Consider the following 22,635-nt stretch of genomic DNA (forward strand, 5'->3'; position numbering starts at 1 on the left):
ATTGTCGGATGGTGGCCGTGGAAAACCTGGACAATGTCGACTGGCGCCTGCTGGAGGCCCTGCAGCGCGACGGCCGGGCCAGCTACGCCGACCTGGGCCGGCTCGTCGGGCTCTCGCCCAGTGCCGTGACCGAGCGGGTGCGGCGGCTGGAGGACACCGGTGTGATCACCGGGTACGCCGCCGAGGTCGACCCGGAGAAGCTCGGGCTGACGATCCTCGCGCTGGTGCGCCTGCGCTACCCGCACGGCAACTACAAGCCCTTCCACGCCCTGCTCGCCAGCACGCCTGAGGTGGGGGAGGCGCACCACGTCACGGGCGAGGACTGCTTCGTGCTCACCGTCCGGGCCCGGTCCATGAAGCACCTGGAGGAGGTCACGGGCCGCGTCTCCGGCCTCGGCGCGGTCACCACGAGCGTCGTCTACTCCAGCCCGCTTCCCCGGCGGCCGGTGGTGGGCAGCGCGGTCGGGGCCAGCGGGGCAGCGGCGAGCGCGTCCCGCCGGCGGGCCTGAGGGGCGGAGCCGACGGGCGGGCCTGAACGGCAGCGGTCTGCCGGTGGTGCGTCGGACGGTGGCGCGGTCTGGAGGTGGTGCGTCGGACGGTGGTGCGGTCATGAGGTAGCGCGGTCGGACGGTGGCGCAGTCGGACGGTGGTGCGGTCAGGAGGTAGCGCGGTCGGACGGTGGCGCGGTCGGACGGTGGCGCAGTCGGACGGTGGCGCGGTCGGACCAGCCGGTCGCCTGGTGGGAGCGCTGTGCTGGTGGGAACACGGCCCGGTGTGCGCTCGCAGGGGACTGCGCCACTGGTGCTGGGTGGGCCGGTAGGGCGGGCTCGGCCGGTGCCGGGGCTCTCCGGTGCTGCGTCGAGCCGGAGATCGTCGGCGGCGCAGGGGTGACCATCACGTCGGGACCGGCAACCGCACGGCAGACGGCTACGCGTCCCCGGCCGACGATCATGGCCACACGACCCGTTCACGATCGTCGTCCGGGGGCCGTGAACCGTACCCGACACGGTGCGAGGTCCCCAAGCGTTGATCATGCCGCTGGTGGTGGCCACCGCGGCGAACCCGGCGATCGGGGTGCTGGTGGGCGGCGCTCCTGGTGCGTCACCGGTGAGGCGCACTGCGAGCCGGCGCCGGAGCTGTGGTCGGTCGGTTGCGGCCGCTGACCTGCCTCACCGCTGACCTGCCTCACCGCTGTCCCACGCGCCGCTGGCCTCACCTCGCGCTGCCACCGCCCCCCCGGCCCGGCCCCCCGTTCCGGCAGCCCCCCGTTCCGGCAGCCCCCCGGCCGGGCACCCCCCGGCCCGGCTCCGCCTCCCCGGCCCGGCTCCGCCTCCCCGGCCCGGCTCCGCCCCGCCGCCTGGCTCCGCCCCGCCGCCTGGCTCCGCCCCGCCGCCCGGCACCGTCCCCCGCGCCACTGCCGTCGCCTTGGGTACACCCGACCGAGAGTCGACTGCAACCACAGCGCGGCTTCGTCACGATCGACGCACTCAGGTGCTGCTCTCAGCGGAGCGGCGGCGAGATGGCGAACTCGGGCCGCGAGATGGCGAACCCGCCGGGGCGGATCGGGCGACTCGCCCTCCTGAATCGGGCGACTCGCGGGGAGCGGGTCAGCCGCCGAGGAGCTTCAGGAGGCTGCCGGGGCCTGTTGTCCCCGCGCCCACCGCTTCCACGCGGGCGCGGAGAGCGCGGTCGGCGGTCACCACCAGCACCGGGTCCGCCGCCAGCTCCGCGGTCAGAGCGGCGATCGTCGCGTCTCCGTCGGCCTCGGCCAGGACGATGTGGAAGCCCGGGGCGTCGGGGAGCAGGGCCCGCTTCGCCTTCCCCTCCAGCACCAGGTGCACCGTCAGAGGGGCGCCGGTCAGTCCGGTCAGGTCGGCCGACACCAGCTGCTCCGCCAGCCGCCGGGCCGCGCCCGGACGGTCGTGCCACCAGCCGTCCGGCCGCGAGCCCACGACGTTGGCGCCGTCGACGATCAGGTGGATCACCCGATCGCCGGCACCAGGTCCCGGGGGAGCTTGGACGCCGCGGCCCGGTCGAGCAGCCAGCGGGTGCGGCGGCGGCCCTGCGCCCCACCGACGGGGATGGCGACCTCGCCCGCCCCGCCCAGCGCCATCGCGACCGCGGCCGACTTCTCCTCGCCCGCCGTGATGATCCACACCTCGGCGGCGCGGCGGATGGTGGGCAGCGTCATCGACACGCGGGTGGGCGGCGGCTTGGGGCAGCCGTGCACCGCGACGACCGTGCGCTCGGTCTCGTAGACCGCGGGGGAGTGCGGGAACACCGACGCGGTGTGGCCCTCCCCGCCCATCCCGAGCATCAGCACGTCGAACGAGGGCGTGGGCCCGTGGTCCTCGGGCCGCGCCTTGGACGCCAGCAGCTCCGCGTACTCCTGCGCCGCCGCCTCCGCCCCGGACGGGCCGGTGCCCGTGTCGGCACCCATCGGGAACACCTTCGCGGGGTCCACCCGGATGTGGTCGAGCAGCGCGGCGCGGGCCTGCGTGTCGTTGCGCTCGGGGTCGCCGGGCGGCAGGAACCGCTCGTCGCCCCAGTAGAACTCGACGTTGCTCCAGTCCACGGCGTCGCGGGCGACGGTGGCCCGCACCTGCTGCAGCATCGCGACGCCGACCCCACCGCCGGTCAGCACGATCTTGGGGACGTTGCCGGCGGCCTGCAGGTCGACGAGCCGCGTGATCAGGCGGGCCGCCGCCGCCGTGGCGAGCACGTTGGCGTCGGCGTGGACGGCCACATCGGCGGCGGCCGCCATCACGTGCCCGCCAACGTGGGGATCTTCACCGCGGTGCGGCCCTTCGAGATCGTGGCGACGCCGGCCAGGGCCTCGCCGTAGGTCTCGTCGGGGTCGAGGCGGCGCAGCTCCTCGGCGAGGCAGTCGCGCACCTCGCGCCGGGCCAGGGCCACGAGCCGGTCGGGCTGCCCGGGCTGGCGCAGGCTGCCGACCTTGCCGTCGGGCCGGACCAGTTCCACCGGCCCGCCGGAGCGTTCCAGTCGCACCGACACCAGGCCGGGGCCGGTGGCCGCGGGCGAGCGCTTGACCTTCGTGCCCAGCCGCGCGGCGAGCCAGCCCGCCATCAGATCGGTGGACGGCGAGACCGCCTCGCCCGCGACGGTGGCCGCGGTGACCGGCTCGTGCGGCGGGTGGTCCAGCGCGGCGGCGAGCAGGGCCCGCCACGGCGTCAGCCGCGTCCAGGTCAGGTCGGTGTCGCCGGCGACGTGGTTGGCCCGGCGCTGCTCGAACGCCTTGAGCGGGTTCTTCGACGCGAGCGCGTCGGTGATGCGGCGCTGTGCGAGCTTGCCCACCGGGTCCTGCGACGGGTTGGCGGGCGCCTCGCCCGGCCACCACGCCACGACTGGCGCGTCGGGCAGCAGCAGCGGCATGACCATGCCGGCTCCGGCGTCCTCGACGGCGAGCGGGCCGTAGCCGCGCAGCACGACGACCTCACTGGCCCCGGCGTCGCCGCCCACGCGGATCTGCGCGTCGAGGCGCGGGGCGGCCTTGCGGACGCCCCGGGCCAGCACGATCACGCGGCACGGGTGCTCGCGGCTGGCCGCGTTGGCCGCCTCGATCGAGCTCTCGATGTTGTTGCCGTCGTCGGTGATCATGACCAGGGTCAGTACTCGACCCAGCGCCATGACGCCGCCGCTGTCGCGCAGCTCCACGATCTTCTTGTTGACCGCGGAGACGGAGGTGGAAGGAAGATCGGTAATCATGCTCGCCTCGCAAGCTCGGACTCGGGGATCATGGACGCCTCCAGGTGCGGCCCGTGCGCGCGAGCATGGTGTTGGCCGACTCCGGGCCCCAGGACCCGGCGGGGTAGGGATCGGGTCCGGCCTTCTCGGCGGCCCAGTGCTCGATGACCGGGTCGAGGATCTCCCAGGAGCGCTCGACCTCCTCGTTCACCGGGAACAGCGACGGCTCGCCGAGCAGGACGTCGAGGATCAGGCGCTCGTAGGCCTCCGGGGAGGCCTCGGTGAACGCGCTGCCGTAGCCGAAGTCCATCGTGACGTCACGGACCTCCATGAGGCTGCCCGGCACCTTCGACCCGAACCGCATCGTGACACCCTCGTCGGGTTGCACGCGGATGACGAACGCGTTCTGGCCGAGCTCCTCGGTCATCGTCGCGTCGAACGGCAGGTGCGGCGCGCGCTTGAAGATCACCGCGATCTCGGTGACGCGGCGGCCCAGGCGCTTGCCGGTGCGCAGGTAGAACGGCACACCGGCCCAGCGCCGGGTGTCGATCTCGCAGGTGATGGCCGCGTAGGTCTCGGTGTGGGACTCGGGGTTGAACCCCTCCTCCTCCTTGAGCCCCGGCACGAGCTCGCCGCCCTGCCAGCCGCCGGCGTACTGGCCGCGGGCGGTGGTCTCGTCGAGCGGGCCGACGAGCCTGGTGGCGTTGAGGACCTTGATCTTCTCGCTGCGCAGCTCGTTGGAGCTGAACGAGGTGGGCTCCTCCATCGCGATGAACGCGAGCAGCTGCAGAAGGTGGTTCTGGATCACGTCACGGGCGGCGCCGATGCCGTCGTAGTAACCCGCGCGGCCGCCGAGGCCGATGTCCTCGGCCATCGTGATCTGGACGTGGTCGACGTAGTGGGAGTTCCAGATCGGCTCGAACAGCTGGTTGGCGAAGCGCAGCGCCAGGATGTTCTGGACCGTCTCCTTGCCGAGGTAGTGGTCGATGCGGAACACCGAGTCCTCGGGGAACACCTCGTTGACGATGCCGTTGAGCTCGATCGCCGACTTGAGGTCGTGGCCGAACGGCTTCTCGATGACGACGCGGCGCCACTGGTCGAGCCCTTCCTGCGCCGACAGGCCCGAGCGTGCGAGCTGCTTGCACACCACGGGGAACGCGTTGGGCGGGATCGAGAGGTAGAACGCGTGGTTGCCGTTGGTGCCGCGGATCTCGTCGAGCTGCTCGACGGTCTGCTCGAGCCGGTCGAACGCGTCGTCGTCGTCGAAGCTGCCCTGCACGAAGCGGAAGCCCTCCGACAGCCGGTCCCACACCGTCTGGTTGAACGGGGTGCGGGCGTGGGCCTTCACCGCGTCGAGCACGACCTGGCCGAAGTCCTGGGTCTCCCAGTCGCGGCGGGCGAAACCGGTGAGGGCGAAGCCCGGCGGCAGCAGACCGCGGTTCGCGAGGTCGTAGATGGCCGGCATCAGCTTCTTGCGCGAGAGGTCGCCGGTGACTCCGAAGATGACCAGCCCGCACGGACCCGCGATGCGCGGCAACCGCTTGTCTCGTGGGTCCCGAAGGGGGTTCTTCCACCCGTCGGTGCTCATTCGGTCTCCCAGTCGCTCGTGACGGTCGGTAGTGGATCAGCGGGGCGGGCACATCATGGCAGTGCGGTGGTCACAGCTGTTGCACGGCGCGCACCAGCGTCACGAGCCCGACTACGCGGTCGGTGAGGTGCAGCCGCAGGACGCGGCGGCCCCGGTCGGCGAGGGCGGCGGCGTCGGCGCGGGCCTGGCCGATCTGCAGGGCGCCCAGGGCGTCGTCCTCGTCGGGTTCGCCGGACCCGGTCACCTGGCAGACCACGCCGCCGGCGGGGCCGCCCTTGTCGCGCTGGCCGGACCCGGGCAGGCACCGCGGGGCCCAGCCGAACGTGGTGACGAGCCCCGTTCGGCGGTTCAGCTCCGGGCGCAGGACGGCGGCGGAGGCGTCGTCGTGACGGTCGAGGTAGGCGTGGACGGCGAGGTGGTCGGTGCCCGTACCGTCCAGCAGGGCCCGCAGCGCACCCTCGACGGTGACGGTGTCGGGGGGCAGCCAGTCGCCGGCGTGCACGTCCACCATCCCGTCGGCGAACGTCGGAGCGGCGGCCGCGTCCATCACCGGGGTGCGGGCGTCGGGCCGGTCGGTGGGGTCGACGGCCAGCAGGTGCGCGGCCACTGCGGTGGCGTACAGCCACACCAGCAGCTGGATGGCGGCCGGGCCGTCGGTGGTGACGTCGGCCTCGCCCGCCCCGTCGACGGCCACGGTGAGCACACCCGGCGCCGTCCAGCCCGGCGCGTCCGGGGCCTCGACCAGCACCGGCAGCGGGCCGCGGCCGTCCTTGCCCAGGCCGCCGGCCAGGAGCTGCGCCACCCACTCGGCCAGCGGCCCGGCCCCGGCGACCGCGACCAGCGGGGCCTGCGCGAGCAGCGCCCCGACGGCCAGCGCCGGGTTGTCGGCGTGGTCCTCGGCGAGCGCGGGGCCGGTGTCCAGGGCGTCGGCCAGCAGGACCCCGACGTCGGCGCCCGCGAGCCCGGCCGGGACCATGGCGAACGCCGTGAGCACCGCCCACGGCCCGTCGACGTCCGGCGGGCCCAGCACCGTGGTGGCCCCGCCCGCCCGGGCCAGCAGCGGGCCGTCGGGGGCGGTGACGAGCACGGTGTGCTCGTCCGGGTCGAGCCCGTCGAGCCGGAACGCGGTGGCGACGGTGTCCCACAGGAGCTCCACCGCGGTGGTGTCCTCGCCCGGGGGCGCGCTGACCACCAGCACCGTGGCGTCGAGGTCGCCGGCGACCGCGTCGGCGACCTGCACGGGATCGGTGCCGTCCAGCACGATGAGCCGGGTGGGCAGGATGCCGGCGTCGGCGATCACCTCGGCCGCGACGCCGACCCCGCCGGCCGCGGCCAGGACCACGCGGGTGAGCCCGGCGACGCGCAGCCGCTCGTGCAGGCCCTCGATCTCGCCGACCAGCGGCCGGGCCCCGCGCGCGGCGGAGACCCAGCCCGGTCTGGCCGCGCGCGGCCAGACGGTGGTGTCGCCCGCCGCGATCCGGGACGCGACGGCGTCGCCGACCAGCCGCTCGACCACGTCGGCCGGCGGCGGGACGGCGAGCGCCACCGCGTCAGGGTTCACGCGTGCTCCTCCACCGGTGGCGCCGAGCGAACGCTCGCCGTGATGCTGATCGGCGGGGTCATGGGCCGCTACTTCTTCGCTCCACCGAGCTGACCCTGCACGGTCTCCAGCAGCTCGGCCCAGGACTTCTCGAACTTCTCGACGCCCTCGTTCTCCAGCGTGAGGAACACGTCGGTGAGGTCGATGCCGACGCCTGCGACGGCGTCGAACACCTTCTGGGCCTCGGCCGCGGTGCCGGTGACGGCGTCGCCACCGGGCACCAGCTCGCCGTGGTCGGCGAACGCCATCATCGTCTTCTCCGGCATCGTGTTGACGGTGTCGGCGACGACGAGCTCGGTGACGTAGAGGGTGTCGGAGTAGTCCGGGTTCTTCACGCCGGTGGACGCCCACAGCGGCCGCTGGGCCTTGGCGCCCTTGGCCTCCAGGGCCTCCCAGCGGGGGCCCGAGAAGATCTCCTGGAACGCCGCGTAGGCGAGCCGGGAGTTCGCGACCCCGGCCTTGCCGCGCAGCGCGAGCGCCTCGTCGGTGCCGATGGCCTCGAGCCGCTTGTCGATCTCGGTGTCGACGCGGGAGACGAAGAAGCTCGCCACCGACGCGATGCCGGCGAGGTTGTGCCCGTTGGCCGCGGCCTGCTCCAGCCCGTCGAGGAAGGCGGCCATGACCAGGCGGTAGCGTTCGACGGAGAAGATCAGCGTGACGTTGACGGACACGCCCTCGGCGAGCGCGCTGGTGATGGCGGGCAGGCCGTCCTCGGTGGCGGGGATCTTGACCAGCAGGTTGGGCCGGTCCACGGCCTTCCACAGGTCCAGCGCCTGCGCGGCGGTGGCGGCGGTGTCGTGGGCCAGCCGCGGGTCGACCTCGAGCGACACCCGCCCGTCGAGGCCGCCGGTGGCCTCGTAGGTGCCGGCGAACAGGTCGCAGGCGTGCACGACGTCGGCGACGGTGATCTCGTTGACCGCCTCGTCGACGGACGCGCCGCGGCCGGCGAGCTCGCGCACCTGCTGGTCGTAGAACTCGCCGTTCGACAGCGCGCCGGCGAAGATCGTGGGGTTGGTGGTGACGCCGACGACGTGCTTGTCGGTGATGAGGCCCTGCAGGTTGCCCGTGGCGAGGCGCTCCCGTGACAGGTCGTCGAGCCAGATGGAGACTCCGGCGGCCGCGAGGTCGCCCAGTCGGTCGGTGCTCATTGTTCCTCCTAGGAGATCTTGGCGAGACTGCGGCGGGCCGCGGCGACGACGTTCTCGGCCGTGAAGCCGAACTCGCGGAACAGCGTGGCGGCGTCGGCGCTGGCGCCGAAGTGCTCGATCGAGATGTTCTCGCCCGCGTCACCGGTGAACCGGTGCCACGGCATGGCGATTCCCGCCTCGACGGACACGCGCGCCTTCACGTCCGCCGGGAGCACGGACTCCCTGTACGCGGCGTCCTGCTCGTCGAACCACTCGACGCAGGGCATCGAGACGACGCGGGTGGGCACGCCGTCGGCCTCGAGGGTTTCCCGTGCCTCCACGGCGAGCTGCAGCTCGGAGCCGGTGGCGATGAGGATCACCTCGGGCGTGCCCGACGTGGCGTCGGCGAGGACGTAGCCGCCCTTGGCCACCCCCTCGGCGGACGTGCCCTCCAGCACGGGCAGGTTCTGCCGCGACAGCGCCATGCCCACGGGCCCCTCGGGGCGCTCCAGCGCGGCCTTCCAGCCGGCCGCGGTCTCGTTGGCGTCACCGGGGCGCAGCATCGACAGGCCCGGGATGGCCCGCAGCGCCGCCATGTGCTCGATCGGCTGGTGGGTGGGGCCGTCCTCGCCGAGACCGATGGAGTCGTGCGTCCAGACGTAGATGACGGCCGACTTCATGAGCGAGCCCAGCCGGACGGCGCCGCGCATGTAGTCGCTGAACACGAGGAACGTGCCGCCGTAGGGGCGGGTGGGGCCGTGCAGCGCGATGCCGTTGAGGATCGAGCCCATCGCGTGCTCGCGGATGCCGAAGTGCAGCGTGCGGCCGTAGGGCTGGGCGTTCCACATCTTCGTCTTCGTGGAGGCGGGGCCGAACGAGTCGGCGCCCTCCATCGTGGTGTTGTTGCTCTCCGCGAGGTCGGCCGAGCCGCCCCACAGCTCGGGCAGCACGTCGGCCAGCGACTGCAGCACCTCGCCGGAGGCCTTCCGCGTCGCGATGCCCTTGGGGTCGACGTCCCAGCTGGGCAGCGCCTTCTCCCAGCCGTCGGGCAGGGTGCGGCCGAGCATCCGGTCGAGCAGCGCCTTGCGCTCGGGCTCGCGCTCGGCCCAGGCGTCGAAGGAGGTGGTCCACTCCTTGCGGGCCGCGGTGCCGCGCTCGCCGACCTTGCGGGCGTGGGCGAGCACCTCGTCGGCCACCTCGAAGGTCTTGTCCGGGTCGAAGCCCAGCGCGACCTTGACCGCGGCGACCTCCTCGTCACCCAGTGCCGAGCCGTGCGCCTTGCCCGTGTTCATCTTCTTGGGCGCCGGGTAGCCGATGATCGTGCGCAGCAGGATGAGCGACGGGCGCGTCGTCTCCTCCTTGGCGGCCTTGAGCGCCGCCTCGATGGCGACGACGTTCTCGCCGCCCTCGACCACCTGCACGTGCCAGCCGTAGGCGGCGTAGCGCGCGGCGGTGTCCTCGGACAGCGCGATGGTGGTGTCGTCCTCGATGGAGATCTTGTTGTCGTCGTAGACCAGCGTCAGGTTGCCCAGCTGCTGGGTGCCGGCGATGGACGACGCCTCGGAGGTGACGCCCTCCTCGATGTCGCCGTCGGAGGCGATGACGTAGATCTGGTGGTCGAACGGGCTCTCGCCGACCGCGGGCTCGGGGTCGAACAGCCCGCGCTCGCGGCGCGCGGCCATCGCCATGCCCACGGCGGACGCGAGGCCCTGGCCCAGCGGGCCCGTGGTGATCTCGATACCGGGGGTATGGCGGTGCTCCGGGTGGCCCGGGGTCTTGGAGCCCCAGGTGCGCAGCGCCTTGAGGTCGTCGAGCTCCAGGCCGTAGCCGGAGAGGTACAGCTGGATGTAGAGCGTGAGGCTGGAGTGGCCGCACGACAGCACGAAGCGGTCGCGGCCGATCCAGTCCTCGTCGCTCGGGTCGTGGCGCATCACGCGCTGGAACAGGGTGTAGGCCAGCGGGGCGAGGCTCATGGCCGTGCCCGGGTGACCGTTGCCGACCTTCTGGACGGCGTCGGCCGCGAGCACGCGCACCGTGTTCACGGCGCGCGTGTCGAGCTCGGTCCAGTCGTCGGGCAGCACAGCCCGGGTCAGCGTCTCGATGTCGGTGTCAGCCACAGCACTCCCTGGGGACTTCTGGTGGGGTTCGGGCAGGCGGTACGCGTGGCAGGGATGCCGGCGCCCGGCTCTGCGGGTCAGCCTAGCCACGTCGGCGTGGTAGGTGTGATCTCCCGGCGATGTCGCGGGGAGTTGTCACCCGCGGTCTACCCGGCATGCCCCGCACCCATACCTGCGGCTACCATCGACAAGCCGTAGAAGTACTCCCACCACATGTGGATTCGAGGTTTGCCCGGTGACTGTGCCTGTGTCGCACTCGGGACCCACGCAGGTGCCCCCGGCACCGTCGGTTCTGCAGCGGACCCGGGACACCGTGCAGGCCTACCTCGGCCTCACCAAGACCCGCATCATCGAGCAGCTGCTGGTCGTCACGGTCCCGGCGATGTTCCTGGCCGAGCGCGGCATCCCGTCGGTGTGGCTGATCATCGCCACCCTGGTGGGCGGCGCCGCGGCGGCGGCCAGCGCGCACGCGCTCAACTGCGTGGTCGACGCCGACATCGACAAGGTCATGAAGCGCACCGCCCGGCGGCCGCTGGCCAAGGGCGAGGTCCCCCCGCGCAACGCGCTGATCTTCGGCCTGGTGCTCGGGGCGCTCTCCGCGGTGTGGCTCGGGTTCACCACCAACTGGCTCGCCGCCGGCCTGTCCGTCGCGGCCATCGCGTTCTACGTGCTCGTCTACACGCTGCTGCTCAAGCGCCGCACCTCGCAGAACATCGTGTGGGGCGGGGCCGCGGGCTGCATGCCCGTCGTCATCGGGTGGGCCGCGGTCACCGGCACCGTGCAGTGGCCGGCGCTGGTGATGTTCGGTGTGATCTTCTTCTGGACACCGCCGCACTTCTGGGCCCTGGCCATGCGCTACCGCGACGACTACGCCGCCGCCGGCGTCCCGATGCTGCCCGTGGTGGCCACGCCGGTGCAGGTGTCGCGCCGGATCGTCGCCTACTCCTGGGTGATGGCGGCCTGGACGTTCCTGCTGCTGCCCGCCACGAGCTGGATCTACGCCGCGGTGGCCGTGCTGGGCGGCGCCTACTTCGTGTTCAAGGCCCACCGCCTCCACCACGAGGTGGCCGGGGGCCAGGAGCCGAAGCCGATGAAGCTGTTCCACCTCTCGAACATGTACCTCTGCGGCCTGTTCCTGGCCATCGCGGTGGACGCGGCGGTGGGCCTGCCGGTCCTGGGCTGGCCCTTCTAGCGGTTCGTTCGACGTCGCAGCCCGTCGTGCTCCTCGCAGCACGCCGGCGAGCTGCGAGGACACCACACGGGCTGCGAGGTCGGGGTTGTCCACAGATCGGGCGAACCGGCCCCGCGTCGGGCTGCGGCCCGCCACGCTTCTCCCATGGAGATCACCCGACGCAGTGAGCTGCTCGCCTCGGGGTACGCGCCGTCCGAGGTGCGGCAGTTCCTGCGTGACGGGCGGCTGGCCCCGGTGCGCCGCGGCAGCTACACCCTCGGCGCGCCGCCGTCGCAGCCCGAGCTGCGGCACCTCGTGGCCGTCCGGGCTGCCGTGCCCGACCTCGCGCCGGACGCGGTGATCAGCCACGTTTCCGCGGCGCTGCTGCACGGCATGGACGCGTGGGGAATCCCGCTCGGGAGGGTCGGCGCCACGCGTTCCCGCCGGTCGGGGGCCCGCCGTGGGGCCGGGGTGCACCTGCGCGCGGCGCCTCTGGAACCCGACGAGATCACCTCGGTGGACGGCATCACGGTCACGACGCGGGCGCGCACGGTCGCCGACATCGCGCGGTCGGTGCCGTTCGAGCAGGCCGTGGTGGTGGCGGATTCGGCGCTGCACAGGAAGCTGGTCACCGTGGGCGAGCTGGACGGGGCACTGGCCCGTTGCGTGCGGCGGCCGGGCAGCCCCGCGGCGCGCCGGGCCATCGGGTTCGCCGACGGGTTGAGCGAGAGCGTGGGCGAGTCCCGCAGTCGCGTCGCCATGACGATGGCCGGGATCCCGGCGCCGGTGCTGCAGTGGGAGGTCGTGACGCGGTCGGGCCTGTCGCTGGGCCGTGTCGACTTCGCCTGGCCGCGGTTCCGCGTGGTCGCCGAGTTCGACGGGAAGATCAAGTACGGCCGTCTGCTGCGCCCGGGCCAGGCTCCGGGTGATGCGGTGTTCGAGGAGAAGATCCGCGAGGACGCCATCCGCGACGAGGACCTGCGCATGACGCGGTGGACGTGGCGCGACGTGTCCCCCTTCGACGAGGTGGCCACCCGCCTGCGGTACCTCCTGCGCTGATCTCGCAGCGCGTGTTGCCACCTCGCAGCCCGCCGGCGTGCTGCGAGGAGATCTATGGGCTGCGAGGTGTCCTACCGGCTGCGCGGTGGGCGCGTCGGGGCCGCGGGCCGTCGGCGAGGGTGGCGGCAGCCGCCGTCCGACGTCGCAGCCCGTCGTGCATCTCGCAGCCCGTGTTGCCACGTCGCAGCCCGCCGGCGTGCTGCGACGAGATCCGCGGGCTGCGAGGTCGGCTACCGGAGGGCGTCGGGCACCGACCAGTCCTGACCCAGGACGTGGTGGTCCAGGAAGGCCAGCACCGTCTCGTACCAGGTCACGGCGTTGTTCGGCGTCAGGATCCAGTGGTTCTCGTCGGGGTAGTAGAGAAAGCGGTGCGGCATCTCCTCCGGCTCGCCCTCGTGGCGGCTGACCAGGTCCCACCACAGCCGCAGGGCCTCGCCGACGGGCACGCGGTAGTCGTGGTCGCCGTGGATGACCAGCATCGGACTCGTGATCGCGTCGGCGTGCCGGTGCGGGCTGTTGTCGCGGGCCATCGCCGGGGTCATCTCGCGGAGCCAGTAGCCGGCGTCGTCGGTGGTGGGGCCGAACTGGTCGAGGGCCCACAGGCTCGCGTGGGTGACGATCGCCCGGAAGCGGTCGGTGTGGCCGGCCACCCAGTTGGCCATGTAGCCGCCGAACGAGCCGCCCATCGCGGCCGTGCGGTCGGCGTCGATGTCGTCCCGGTCGATGGCGGCGTCGGCGAGCGCCATCAGGTCGGTGTAGGGCGCCGCGCCCCACGCGCCCCATCCGCGGGCGACGAAGTCCAGGCCGTATCCGGTGGACAACGCCGGGTCGGGCAGCAGCACCGCGTAGCCACGGGCCGCGAGCAGCCACGGGTTCCACCGCCACTGCCAGGCGTTCCAGCTGCCCAGCGGGCCGCCGTGGATGAACAGCACCAGCGGCGCCGGTGCGGTGGTGCCGGCGGGGAGCACCAGCCACGATCGCAGCGGCGAGCCGTCCTCCGCGGTGGCGTGCACCTCGGTCAGCGTGCCCGGCAGGTCCTCGGGAGTACCTGGCGCGGGCAGCAGCACCGGCTGCTGGTCCGGTGTGGCCGGATCGAGGCGGACCGGGGCCGGTGGGGCGTCGATCGCGCTGCGCAGCGCGTAGAGCGTGCCGTCCGGGGCCACCTGCACGTCGGTGTAGGCGCCGTCGTCGCCGGTCAGCCGGGTCACCCGCCCGTCCTCGACGCGGAAGACGGGGGAGCGGCCCTGGTCGTCGGCGGTGACGACCAGCGCGGTGCCGTCGGAGGTCCACTTCACCGAGGTGGCCCAGCGGTCCCAGCCGGGTGCGGCGTCCACGGGCTCGCCGCCGGCCAGCGGGAGCACGACGAGGCGGGAGTCCACGGGCGTGGTCGGCGTGGACAGGGACTCGCGGAAGCACGCCACCCGCGTGCCGTCGGGCGAGACGACGGGCCCGGAGAACTCGAACGCCGGATCGGCCGCGAGGGTGCGCTGCTCGCCCGTGGCCACGTCGATCGCCACGAGCGACACGTGCGTGACGCCGCCGGGCCCGGGAGTGCGCCGCGCCGCGACGACCGTGGCGCCGTCGGGGGTGACGTCGTAGGAGGTGTTGCGGAACGCGGAGCCGGGCGTCGGCGTGAGGTCGGTCCAGGTCACGGGGCCCTCCGGCGAGACCGTGCCCGCCACCAGGCGCGGCTCGTCCGGGCCGAGATCGGCGTCCCAGAACCGCACGGGGTAGCCCGCATGCAGGATCGCGGTGACCTTCTTCTCGCGACGGTCCTTGCGGCGCTCCTCGTCGTCCTCGCCGGTGACGGCCGCGGGCAGCGTCATCGCCGTGGCGACCACCGTGCCGGCGCCCCTGGCCACCACGGGGTCGCCGAGGCCGCCGGGACGGGTGCCCACCACGTAGGGCTCCCCGGTCGCGGGCAGCAGCCACAGGGCGGCCGGGGCGTCGGCGGGCTGCTCCTTGACCGACGGGTCGGGTCGGGCGGAGGTGAACAGCAGCCCACCCGCAGGGGTGAAGACCGGGGACGACTCACCGGTGGTGCCCCGCGTCAGGCGTCGGGGCGAGGCGGCACCGGCCGGGTCGATCTCCCACAGCGCGGGCCGGAACCGCGTGCCGTCGGGGTCCAGCGTCGAGACGACGGCGACGAGCCGGGTGCCGTCGGAAGAGAGTGCGAGCCCAGCGACCCGGGGGATCCGCTGGTAGGCCTGGAGGTCACCGATCATGGGACGAGCAGCACCTTCCCGGTGGTGCGGCGGCCCTGCAGGTCCTCGTGGGCGGTGCGGGCCTCGGCCAGCGGGTAGCGGTGCCCGATCCGGACGTCGAGCGTGCCGTCGGCGACGGCGGCGTACACCGCGGCGGCCCGGGTGGTGAGCTCCTCGCGGGTGACGACGAAGTCGAACAGCTTGGGCCGGACGAAGAAGATCGACCCCGCGGCGTTGAGGCGCTGGGGGTCCACCGGCGGCACCGGGCCGCTGGCGGCGCCGAAGAGCACGAGCGCGCCGCGGCGCCGAAGGCTCGCGAGGCTCGCGTCGAAGGTGGTGCGACCGACGCTGTCGAACACCACCGCCACGCCCTCGTCGTCGGTGAGCGCGCGGACCGCGGCGGCCACACGCGCCGACGCACTCTCCTTCGCGGAGGCGGAATCAGCGCTGCCGACCTCGCTGTAGTTGATCACCTCGGCGGCCCCGGCCCCGCGGGCCAGGGCCGCCTTCTCCGCCGTGGAGACGGTGGCGATCACGCGCACGCCCCGGGCGGTGAGCATCTGGGTGAGCAGCAGCCCGACCCCGCCCGCGGCGGCGTGCAGGAGCACGGTCTCGCCCTCGGCCACCGGGAACGTGTCGTGGACGAGGAAGTGGGCGGTCATGCCCTGCAGCAGGGCACCCACCGCGGCCTCGTCGGACACGCCGTCCGGCACCGGCACGGCCTTCGCGGCCGGGACGGCGACGCGCTCGGCGTAGGTGCCGAGGGTCTCCGACCAGGCGACGCGGTCGCCGACGGCGAACTCCGTGACGTCCGGGCCCACCGCGAGGACGCGCCCGGCGCCCTCCAGCCCGGGCACGTAGGGCAGCGACATCGGGTAGATGCCCTCGCGCTGGTAGGTGTCGATGTAGTTGACCCCGGCCGCCGCCACCTCGACGAGCAGCTCGCCCGGCCCCGCTTCGGGCTCCGGGATGTCGACGGGGGTCAGGACGTCGGGCCCACCGGCCTCGGTGATCTGAATGGCGCGCACGCCCAGATCATGCCCGTCCGGTGCCCACCAGGTCGGCTGTGGGCGCGACGGCGTCGGTGGGATGCGTGCGCTCGGTGGTGCCCGACCACAGGAACGCCGCCCCGATCGTGACGAGCCCCGCGCCCAGCACGTGGAACGACACGAGCACCTCCGGCACCCCCAGCGCGTACTGGATGCCGCCGAGCGCGCCCTGCGCGATCACCAGCACCACCAGCGCGGTGTAGCGCCGCCACATCCGCCGCGACGCCCCGGTGGCCGCCAGCGCGAACCCGATGCCGACGACGAGCCCGAGGTAGGCGAACAGGATGTCGGAGTGCAGCTGCGCGGTGGCCTGCACCCCGAGCCCGAGACGGGGGGTCTTGGCGTCGCCCGCGTGCGGCCCGGAGGCCGTCACGAACGTGCCCGCGGCCAGCAGCGCGACGAGCACCACGCTGCTGGTGGCGATCAGCCCGCGCACCGCGCCCGGGACGACCCGTGTGGCCGGCCCGTCGCCGTCGCCCGCCGCGTCGACGAGCTGCACGGCCATCCACACGAAGAACATCGACACCATGAAGTGGATCGCGACGCTCCACCACACGAGCCCGGCCAGCACGACGAACCCGCCGATGACGGCCTGCGCGACGACGCCGAGGGGCTGCGCGAGCGCGAGCCAGGTGAGCCGGCGGCGCCGGGGCCGGGTGTTGACCGCGGCGAGGAACGCCAGCCCGGTCGCCACGACCAGCACGAACGTCAGCAGGCGGTTGCTGAACTCGATCCACTGGGTGAGCGCGGCGACCTCGGGGTGCGGCGTGGGCACGAGGCTGTCGGGGAAGCACTGCGGCCACGTCGGACAGCCGAGCCCGGATCCCGTCACGCGCACCACGGATCCCGTGACCGCGATGCCGGCCTGGCCGATCACGGTGAGGATCGCGAGCCGCCGCATGACGGTGGGCGACGTGGGGGGTATGCGGTCGAGGAACGCGGGTCGGGCCACGGTCCGATCGTAGGCTGGGCGGCGCGTGGCGGCCTGCCTACCCCGCAGGGCACGCCCCCGCCGGGGCGAGGCCCGGGCGGCCCGCGAAGAAGGGCAGCGACTGCGCGAACGCGGCCGACCGGACGTCGAACGTGTGCCCCCGGTCGGGCATCGTCACGAGGCAGGTGGTGCTCCCTGCGGCCCGCGCCAGCGGCGCGAGCTGCCCGATCGCCGCCGGCGGCTCGGCGTCGGCGGACCCGACCTGGAACCAGCCGCCCAGGTCCGGGAACCGTTGTGCGGCCAGGATGTCCGACGGCTCGTTCGCGGCGAAGGCCGGCTGGGAGCCGCCGAACAGCTGCGTGACGGTCTCGGCGACGTCGGCGTGCGGCTCGCCCACGCGCGCGCCCCGGCGAGCCCCCCGACGTCGCCGAACGCGGTGAACCACCGCCGTGTCGACGAACAGCTGCACGGTGCCGGTGCGGTCGCGCAGCACGGCGAACGTCAGCCCGCCCCGGCGGCGGATCAGGTCGGGGCGCCCGGCGATCCGCACCCGCTCGTTCGTGCGGATGTGCCATCGATCCACTTCAGAGATCACGGAGGCGGCGTCCTGTCCGGCGAACGGGCCAAACCGGGCTCAGCGCGCGAGCCCGGCCCGGATCGCGGCGGCCAGGGCCTCGCGGCCCCGCTGGTTCGGGTGGACGTGGTCGGGGCCGAGCAGGCCCGGGTCGGCCGCGACGAGCGCGGCCCAGTCCACGAGCACCACCTGCCCGGGATGCTCGGCCGCGGTCTGCGCGAGGAGCTCGTTGTCGGGCTCCTGCCAGCGCCGCGGCACCGCGACGTTCACGAACACCAGCGTCCGGCCCCGGGTGGCGTCGACGATCTGCGCCACGTCCTCGTCGCGGACGATGCCGTTGCTGCCCAGGTGCACCACCACCGGACCGGGGTGGGACGCGGTCCAGGCGTCGACGATGGCCGGGCCGCGGTCGAACTGGCGGCCCACCTTGCCGTCGACGGTGGTGCCGGGCCCCAGCGCCGCCTCCAGCGCGTCGGCGCTGCCGAGGACCACCGAGTCGCCGACGACGAGTGCGCCGCCGGTGGCGGCCGGGGCCGCCGCTGCGGGCGCCGCCGGTGCCGTTGCCGCCGGGGACGTGACCGCCGGGGTGGTGGCCGGGGCGGGCGGGGGCGCAGGCGCCGAGGGAGCGATGGTCGGGGCCGCCGCCGGCGTCCCGGGCAGGGCCACCTGCGGCCCGCAGCTCAGCGTGAGCGTGGCCACCAGCAGCCCGGCGGCGGCGAGCCCGGCGGCCGGCGACCAGCGGGTGCCGTGGCGCAGGGCCTCCGCCCACCGGCCCAGCGCACCCCGGCGCATCGGCAGCTCCACGAGCCGGTAGGACACCTCCGCCACCAGCAGCGTGGCGGCGATCCGGCCGAGGTCGACCAGCCACGCGGGGCCGGGCACGTCCACCCCCGGACGGGTCAGCACGACGATCGGCCAGTGGTAGAGGTAGATCCCGTAGGAGCGCTGCCCGAGCCACACCAGCGGCGCCCGGCCGAGCACGGTGGTGAGCCGGGTGCGGGGACGGGTCGCGGCCGCGATCACCACGGCGGTGAGCAGGGCCGTGCCGGCGAACCCGCCCCGCTGGTAGAGCGGGTCGTCGAACTCGGAGGTGACGACGAGCCCGACCAGCAGCACCACCAGCGCAGTGCCGCCCGCGAGGTCGAGGACGGCCCCGAGCACCCGGCCGGGGGTCCGGGGCGCGGCCCGCGGCCACAGCGCGAGGGCCAGGGCGGCGCCGACGAGGAACCCGGCCGCCCGCGTGTCGGTGCCGTAGTAGACGCGGCCGACGTCGTCGGGGTCGTAGAGGACGGCCATCGCGTAGGCGGAGAGCCCGGCCAGCGCGAGCGTGACCACGACGACGAGCCGCCGGTGCAGCACCCCGAGCACCGCGACGAGGACGACCGGCCACACCAGGTAGAGCTGCCCCTCCACGGCGAGCGACCACAGGTGCAGCAGCGGCGAGGGCCGGTCGAAGGCCTCGGCGTAGGGCACGTGGTCGAGCACGAGGTGCCAGTTCTGGGCGTAGGCGAACGCCGCGACCGCGTCCGCACGCAGGTCGGGTGCGTCCGTCCCCAGCACGGCCGTGTCGAGGACGATCGTGCCGAGCACGCACACGACCAGCGCCGGCACGAGGCGGCGGCCGCGGGCCCGGTAGAAGCCGGCCAGGTCGACGCGCCCGCGCCGGGCGAGCTCCGCGGCCAGCAGCCCGGTGACGAGGAAGCCGCTGAGGGTGAAGAACACCTCGACCCCCAGGAACCCGCCGTCGGCCCACGTCAGGTCCAGGTGGTAGGCCAGCACGGCCAGCACGGCGACCGCCCGCAGGCCGTCGAGCGCGGGGACGTGGCGCAGGCCGGGGCGGACGGCCGGCGCCCGCGGCGGGATCCGGACCGGCGCAGCACGGAACTCGTCCCCCACGCCGCACCCTCCCTGACGCACACTCGATGAGCGGTCCCCCGACCCGGTGAAAGATCGCACGTGGTCACAGTCGCGCCGTGGAGGCGCGCCGTGACCCGCCCGTCGGCGCGCCGCCACCACCATCGTGGGACGGATGGCTACCGTCCGATGTGGGCGAAGGGGGCCTGACGTGCGACGACTGCTCCGCAACCACATCCCGCTCACCGTGGCGCTGCTGCTGGCCGTGGCCATGGTGATCGGCAACCAGATCCCGGTGGCACCGGCCCGGGCCCTGGCCGGGGTCCCGGCACCGGACCGGGCGGCCGCGCGCCTCGCGGCCGTCATGCACCCGCTGGCGTCGGGGGAGAAGCCGCCGCAGTTCGTCCTGTTCTCCTTCGACGGCGCCGGGTCGCACGACCACTGGCAGAAGATCATGGCGCTCGCGGGCCCGGCCGACGCGCGCGTCACGGGCTTCCTGTCGGGCCTCTACCTGCTCGACGACAGCGGGAAGCAGCAGTACCGGGGGCCCGGCCACGCGCCGGGGAAGTCGTCGATCGGGTTCGGCGGCTCCGACGCCGACGTCGCCACGTTGGTGTCCGACCTGAACGAGGCCCGCTCGCGCGGCCACGAGATCGGCACCCACTACAACGGCCACTTCTGTGCGGGCTCCGAGCCGAGCGTCGGGAAGTGGACGTCGGCGATGTGGGGCACCGAGCTCGACGAGTTCTTCGGTTTCGTCGACGGCGCACGGGCCCGGGGCCTGGAGCTGGACCCCGCGACCATCAAGGGTGGCCGCACCCCGTGCCTGGAGGGCCGCTGGGACCAGGCGTTCCCCGCCATGCGCGCCCACGGCCTCACCTACGACAGCAGCCGGCCCTCGGACGGCATCGCGTGGCCGACCGAGCAGGACGGCATCCGGGAGTTCTGGATGCCGACGGTGCGGGTACCGGCGCTGCACAAGAAGGTGATCATGATGGACTACAACCTCTGGTACTCCCTCAACGGCGCGAAGGACGACCCGTCGAGGGCCACGGAGTTCACCACGGCCACCCTGGACACCTACCGCGCCGCCTACGACGCCGCATTCACCGGCAACCGGGCCCCGATCGTGGTCGGCAACCACTTCAACACCTGGTCGGGTGGTGCCTTCTTCGGCGCGGTGGAGCAGTTCCTGCCCGAGGTGTGCGTGCGTCCGGAGACCGTCTGCGCCACGTACTCCGAGGTCAACGCCTGGATGGACCTCCAGGACCCGGCGGTGCTGGCCACCTGGAGCGCCCTGCCCCACGCGCAGGTGCCCGCCTAGCCCCTCCTCGACCGCGGCGGGCGGCGCCCAGCACAATGCCTCCGTCAGCAGCACGAGGGACGGAGACGCCGAGATGGCCGCCCACTACGACGAGACGGCGCCCGCGGCGCGCGGCGGCACGCCGTCCCCGCAGGTCGACGTGGCCCGACTGTGGTCCGGGGGAGTCGCCACCGCGATCGTGGCCGCCCTCCTGGGACTGGTCGGGGTGCTGGTCGTGCGCGCCGTGTTCAAGCTCGTCGGCTACACCGCGGGCGGTTCGTCCTTCGACAACGCGGGCACGGTGGTGCTGTGCGTGGCGGCGGCGGTCGCCGCGCTGGCCGGCACCGGGCTGGTCCACCTGCTGCTGCTGGCCACCCCGCGCCCGCTCGCGTACTTCGGCTGGATCGGCGGGCTGCTCACCGCCGTGGCCGTGCTCCTGCCGTTCATCTCCGGCGGCCCGTTCCCCGTGGAGGCGGCGCACGCGATCATCCACCTCGTGATCGGCCTCGCGATCGGCAGCCTCGTCACCGGGGCCGCCGCGGCGGCCCTGCGCCCGGCCGGGCCGCCGCGCCGGTCGCCCGGGCTCGGCTAGCCGCCGTGCCGAGCGCGCGGGACGTCGTGGCCGGGCAGGCGCGGGCGATCGCGCACGCCTGGTCGCCACCGGGGGCCCCGGAGGGCTGGTGGCTCACGGCGGCCACGTTCGCGGCGATCGCCGAGCACGACGAGCTGCTCGACCTCGCCGTCGCGGTCCCGTCCGACCGGCTGCCCCCACTGCTGCTGGCCGCGGCCGTCGGGTACCTCGCCCCGGGCACCGCGCTCGGGCGGCACTACCCGCGACCCGGTGGGCCGCAGCCGCCGCGCGACCCCGGGTTCGGCGCCGAGCTGGCCGCGTTCGCCCGCGAGCACGCCCCCGCGTTGGCCGCCCTGTGCGCGGGGCACCGCTACCAGATGAACGAGGTGGGCCGCTGCGCCGACGTCCTCCCGGTGCTCGCCACGATCGCCGCCGGGGACCACCGGCCGCTCGCCGTCGTCGACCTCGGCACCGGGGCGGGCCTGACGTTGGGGCTGGACCGCTACCACTACACCTACCTCGCCCCCGACGGCTCGACGCGCTCGGTCGGCGACCCCGCGTCGCCGGTGCGGCTGGAGTGCCCGGTCCGCACGGGTGCACCCCCCGTTCCCGCGGCGGTGCCGGTGGTCGTGGACCGGGTCGGCGTCGATGTCGAGCCGCTCGACCTCGGTGATCCGGCCACGCACGCGTGGCTCGCCGCGTGCGTCCCACCGGAGGCCGGGGCCGTCACCCGGTTCGCGGCCGCGGCCGAGCTGGCCCGGGAGAACCCCGCCCGGTCGGTGCGGGGCGACCTGCTCGCCGTGCTCACCGACGTCGTCGCGTCGATCCCGCCGGACGTGCTGCCCTGCCTGGTGGACACCTACGTGCACGTGTTCCTGCCACCCGCGGACCTCGAGCGGTTCGACCGCCTCCTGGACGGGCTCGGCCGCGACGTCGAGTGGGTGTCGGTGGATCCGCTCGTGCCGCTGGGCCCCGAGGGCAGCCGCACGGTGCAGGGCCTGGACGTGCCGCCGGAGTGGGTCGCGGACAACCGCGACGGCGGGGTGTTCGGCGTGGTCGGCCGCGTCTCGGTCCGCGACGGCGTGCGCACCGGCACGGTGCTCGGCCGCGCGCACCCCGGGGCGGCGTGGCTCGATTGGACGGGCTGAGCGTGGCCCCCGACCCGGACGGCCGGGCGCTGCTGATCTCCGTGTGGGCGTCGGTGGCGTTCGCCGTGCTGGCGCTGGTCTGGGGTCTGGCCACGGGCTCGCAGCTGATCGTGTTCGACGGGCTGTACTCGTTCGCCGGCGTCGGGCTGTCGCTGCTCGCCGTCCTGGCGCTGCGGACCGCCCGCAAGGGCCCCGACGAGCGCTACCCGTGGGGCCGCGAGGTGTGGGAGCCGCTCACGGTGGTGGTCAAGGCCGCCGCGATCGCCGGTCTGTGCCTGTACGCGCTGGTCGGCGGCGTGGGGGAGATCCTCGCCGGCGGCCGGGACGTCGAGGTCGGGTGGGCGCTGGCCTACGGCGTGGTCGCCACGCTCGGCGGCGTCGCGGTGTCGCTGGTGCTGCGGCGCCGCAGCCGGGCGGCTCCGACCTGGTGCGCGCCGAGGCGGCCGAGTGGACGGGTGACACCCTGCTCTCGCTCGGTGTGCTGGCCGGGTTCGTGCTGGCGTTCGTGCTCGACGCGGTGGGCCGCGGCGACCTGGCCCGCTACGTCGACCCGGCGATGGTCGTGGTGGTCTCCGCGGCGTTCCTGCCGGTGCCCGCCCGGCTGGTGGTCCGCGGGTTCCGCGAGGTGCTGACG

At 74.2% G+C, this 22,635-nt stretch carries 19 protein-coding genes; 7 read left to right on the forward strand and 12 right to left on the reverse strand.

Annotation, left to right across the window (positions count from 1 at the left end; all coding sequences use genetic code 11):
- Positions 1 to 8: 8 nt before the first annotated feature.
- Positions 9 to 509: an Lrp/AsnC family transcriptional regulator gene (locus BGP03_RS31900; protein WP_298800579.1), complete on the forward strand. Its 501-nt coding sequence runs from the start codon at positions 9 to 11 to the stop codon at positions 507 to 509.
- A 1,098-nt stretch (positions 510 to 1,607) separates the two neighbouring features.
- Here BGP03_RS31900 and BGP03_RS31905 read toward each other — a convergent pair.
- From BGP03_RS31905 to tkt, 7 genes are all read right to left on the reverse strand, one after another.
- Positions 1,608 to 1,985 (reverse strand): hypothetical protein, encoded by a 378-nt coding sequence (locus BGP03_RS31905; protein ID WP_298800578.1) that lies wholly within the window; start codon positions 1,983 to 1,985, stop codon positions 1,608 to 1,610.
- A complete protein-coding gene (pgl, locus tag BGP03_RS31910) occupies positions 1,982 to 2,764 on the reverse strand; it encodes a 6-phosphogluconolactonase (RefSeq protein ID WP_296377101.1) in 783 nt (260 codons plus the stop codon). Before pgl ends, BGP03_RS31905 begins: the two co-directional genes overlap by 4 nt.
- A complete protein-coding gene (gene opcA / locus BGP03_RS31915) occupies positions 2,764 to 3,726 on the reverse strand; it encodes a glucose-6-phosphate dehydrogenase assembly protein OpcA (protein WP_296377085.1) in 963 nt (320 codons plus the stop codon). Before opcA ends, pgl begins: the two co-directional genes overlap by 1 nt.
- 28 nt (positions 3,727 to 3,754) lie before the next feature.
- Complete coding sequence (gene zwf / locus BGP03_RS31920) at positions 3,755 to 5,293, reverse strand: glucose-6-phosphate dehydrogenase (RefSeq protein WP_296377086.1); 1,539 nt, start codon at positions 5,291 to 5,293, stop codon at positions 3,755 to 3,757.
- 70 nt (positions 5,294 to 5,363) lie between these two features.
- Positions 5,364 to 6,854, reverse strand: coding sequence for a glucose-6-phosphate isomerase (locus BGP03_RS31925; RefSeq protein WP_296377087.1), 1,491 nt, complete (start codon positions 6,852 to 6,854; stop codon positions 5,364 to 5,366).
- A 68-nt stretch (positions 6,855 to 6,922) separates the two neighbouring features.
- Positions 6,923 to 8,041 carry a transaldolase gene (gene tal, locus BGP03_RS31930; protein WP_298800577.1) on the reverse strand — a complete coding sequence of 373 codons (1,119 nt, stop codon included), beginning with the start codon at positions 8,039 to 8,041 and terminating at the stop codon, positions 6,923 to 6,925.
- An 8-nt stretch (positions 8,042 to 8,049) separates the two neighbouring features.
- Positions 8,050 to 10,137: a transketolase gene (gene tkt, locus BGP03_RS31935; protein ID WP_296377089.1), complete on the reverse strand. Its 2,088-nt coding sequence runs from the start codon at positions 10,135 to 10,137 to the stop codon at positions 8,050 to 8,052.
- Positions 10,138 to 10,408: 271 nt separating this feature from the next.
- Here tkt and BGP03_RS31940 point away from each other — a divergent pair, with 271 nt between their 5' ends.
- Together BGP03_RS31940 and BGP03_RS31945 are read left to right on the forward strand one after the other, a co-directional pair.
- Positions 10,409 to 11,329 carry a heme o synthase gene (locus BGP03_RS31940; protein WP_296377102.1) on the forward strand — a complete coding sequence of 307 codons (921 nt, stop codon included), beginning with the start codon at positions 10,409 to 10,411 and terminating at the stop codon, positions 11,327 to 11,329.
- A 144-nt stretch (positions 11,330 to 11,473) separates the two neighbouring features.
- A complete protein-coding gene (locus BGP03_RS31945) occupies positions 11,474 to 12,367 on the forward strand; it encodes a hypothetical protein (protein WP_298800576.1) in 894 nt (297 codons plus the stop codon).
- Positions 12,368 to 12,597: 230 nt separating this feature from the next.
- Here BGP03_RS31945 and BGP03_RS31950 read toward each other — a convergent pair whose 3' ends face one another.
- The 5 genes from BGP03_RS31950 to BGP03_RS31970 are packed head-to-tail and all read right to left on the reverse strand — an operon-like array spanning position 12,598 to position 19,021.
- Complete coding sequence (locus tag BGP03_RS31950; RefSeq protein WP_298800575.1) at positions 12,598 to 14,592, reverse strand: alpha/beta fold hydrolase; 1,995 nt, start codon at positions 14,590 to 14,592, stop codon at positions 12,598 to 12,600.
- A complete protein-coding gene (locus BGP03_RS31955; protein WP_298800574.1) occupies positions 14,589 to 15,599 on the reverse strand; it encodes a quinone oxidoreductase in 1,011 nt (336 codons plus the stop codon). Before BGP03_RS31955 ends, BGP03_RS31950 begins: the two co-directional genes overlap by 4 nt.
- 7 nt (positions 15,600 to 15,606) lie before the next feature.
- Positions 15,607 to 16,572 (reverse strand): COX15/CtaA family protein, encoded by a 966-nt coding sequence (locus tag BGP03_RS31960; protein ID WP_298800573.1) that lies wholly within the window; start codon positions 16,570 to 16,572, stop codon positions 15,607 to 15,609.
- A gap of 37 nt (positions 16,573 to 16,609) precedes the next feature.
- The gene (locus BGP03_RS31965; RefSeq protein WP_298800572.1) at positions 16,610 to 17,146 is read right to left on the reverse strand and encodes a hypothetical protein; all 537 of its coding nucleotides are present in this window, start codon (positions 17,144 to 17,146) and stop codon (positions 16,610 to 16,612) included.
- Between the two features lie 39 nt (positions 17,147 to 17,185).
- Positions 17,186 to 19,021 (reverse strand): acyltransferase family protein, encoded by a 1,836-nt coding sequence (locus BGP03_RS31970; RefSeq protein ID WP_298800571.1) that lies wholly within the window; start codon positions 19,019 to 19,021, stop codon positions 17,186 to 17,188.
- A 169-nt stretch (positions 19,022 to 19,190) separates the two neighbouring features.
- On the opposite strand from BGP03_RS31970, the gene BGP03_RS31975 reads away from it, so the two are divergent.
- From BGP03_RS31975 to BGP03_RS31990, 4 genes are all read left to right on the forward strand, one after another.
- The gene (locus BGP03_RS31975) at positions 19,191 to 20,303 is read left to right on the forward strand and encodes a polysaccharide deacetylase (RefSeq protein ID WP_298800570.1); all 1,113 of its coding nucleotides are present in this window, start codon (positions 19,191 to 19,193) and stop codon (positions 20,301 to 20,303) included.
- 73 nt (positions 20,304 to 20,376) lie between these two features.
- Positions 20,377 to 20,874, forward strand: coding sequence for a DUF6069 family protein (locus BGP03_RS31980; protein WP_298800569.1), 498 nt, complete (start codon positions 20,377 to 20,379; stop codon positions 20,872 to 20,874).
- A 5-nt stretch (positions 20,875 to 20,879) separates the two neighbouring features.
- Entirely contained in the window at positions 20,880 to 22,001 is a 1,122-nt protein-coding gene (locus BGP03_RS31985; RefSeq protein WP_296376314.1) for a DUF2332 domain-containing protein, read from the forward strand.
- Complete coding sequence (locus tag BGP03_RS31990; protein WP_298800568.1) at positions 21,980 to 22,633, forward strand: cation transporter; 654 nt, start codon at positions 21,980 to 21,982, stop codon at positions 22,631 to 22,633. Before BGP03_RS31985 ends, BGP03_RS31990 begins: the two co-directional genes overlap by 22 nt.
- Positions 22,634 to 22,635 lie beyond the last annotated feature (2 nt).

It is taken from the genome of Pseudonocardia sp. 73-21 (assembly GCF_001899645.1).
In the GTDB taxonomy this organism is placed as follows: domain Bacteria; phylum Actinomycetota; class Actinomycetes; order Mycobacteriales; family Pseudonocardiaceae; genus Pseudonocardia.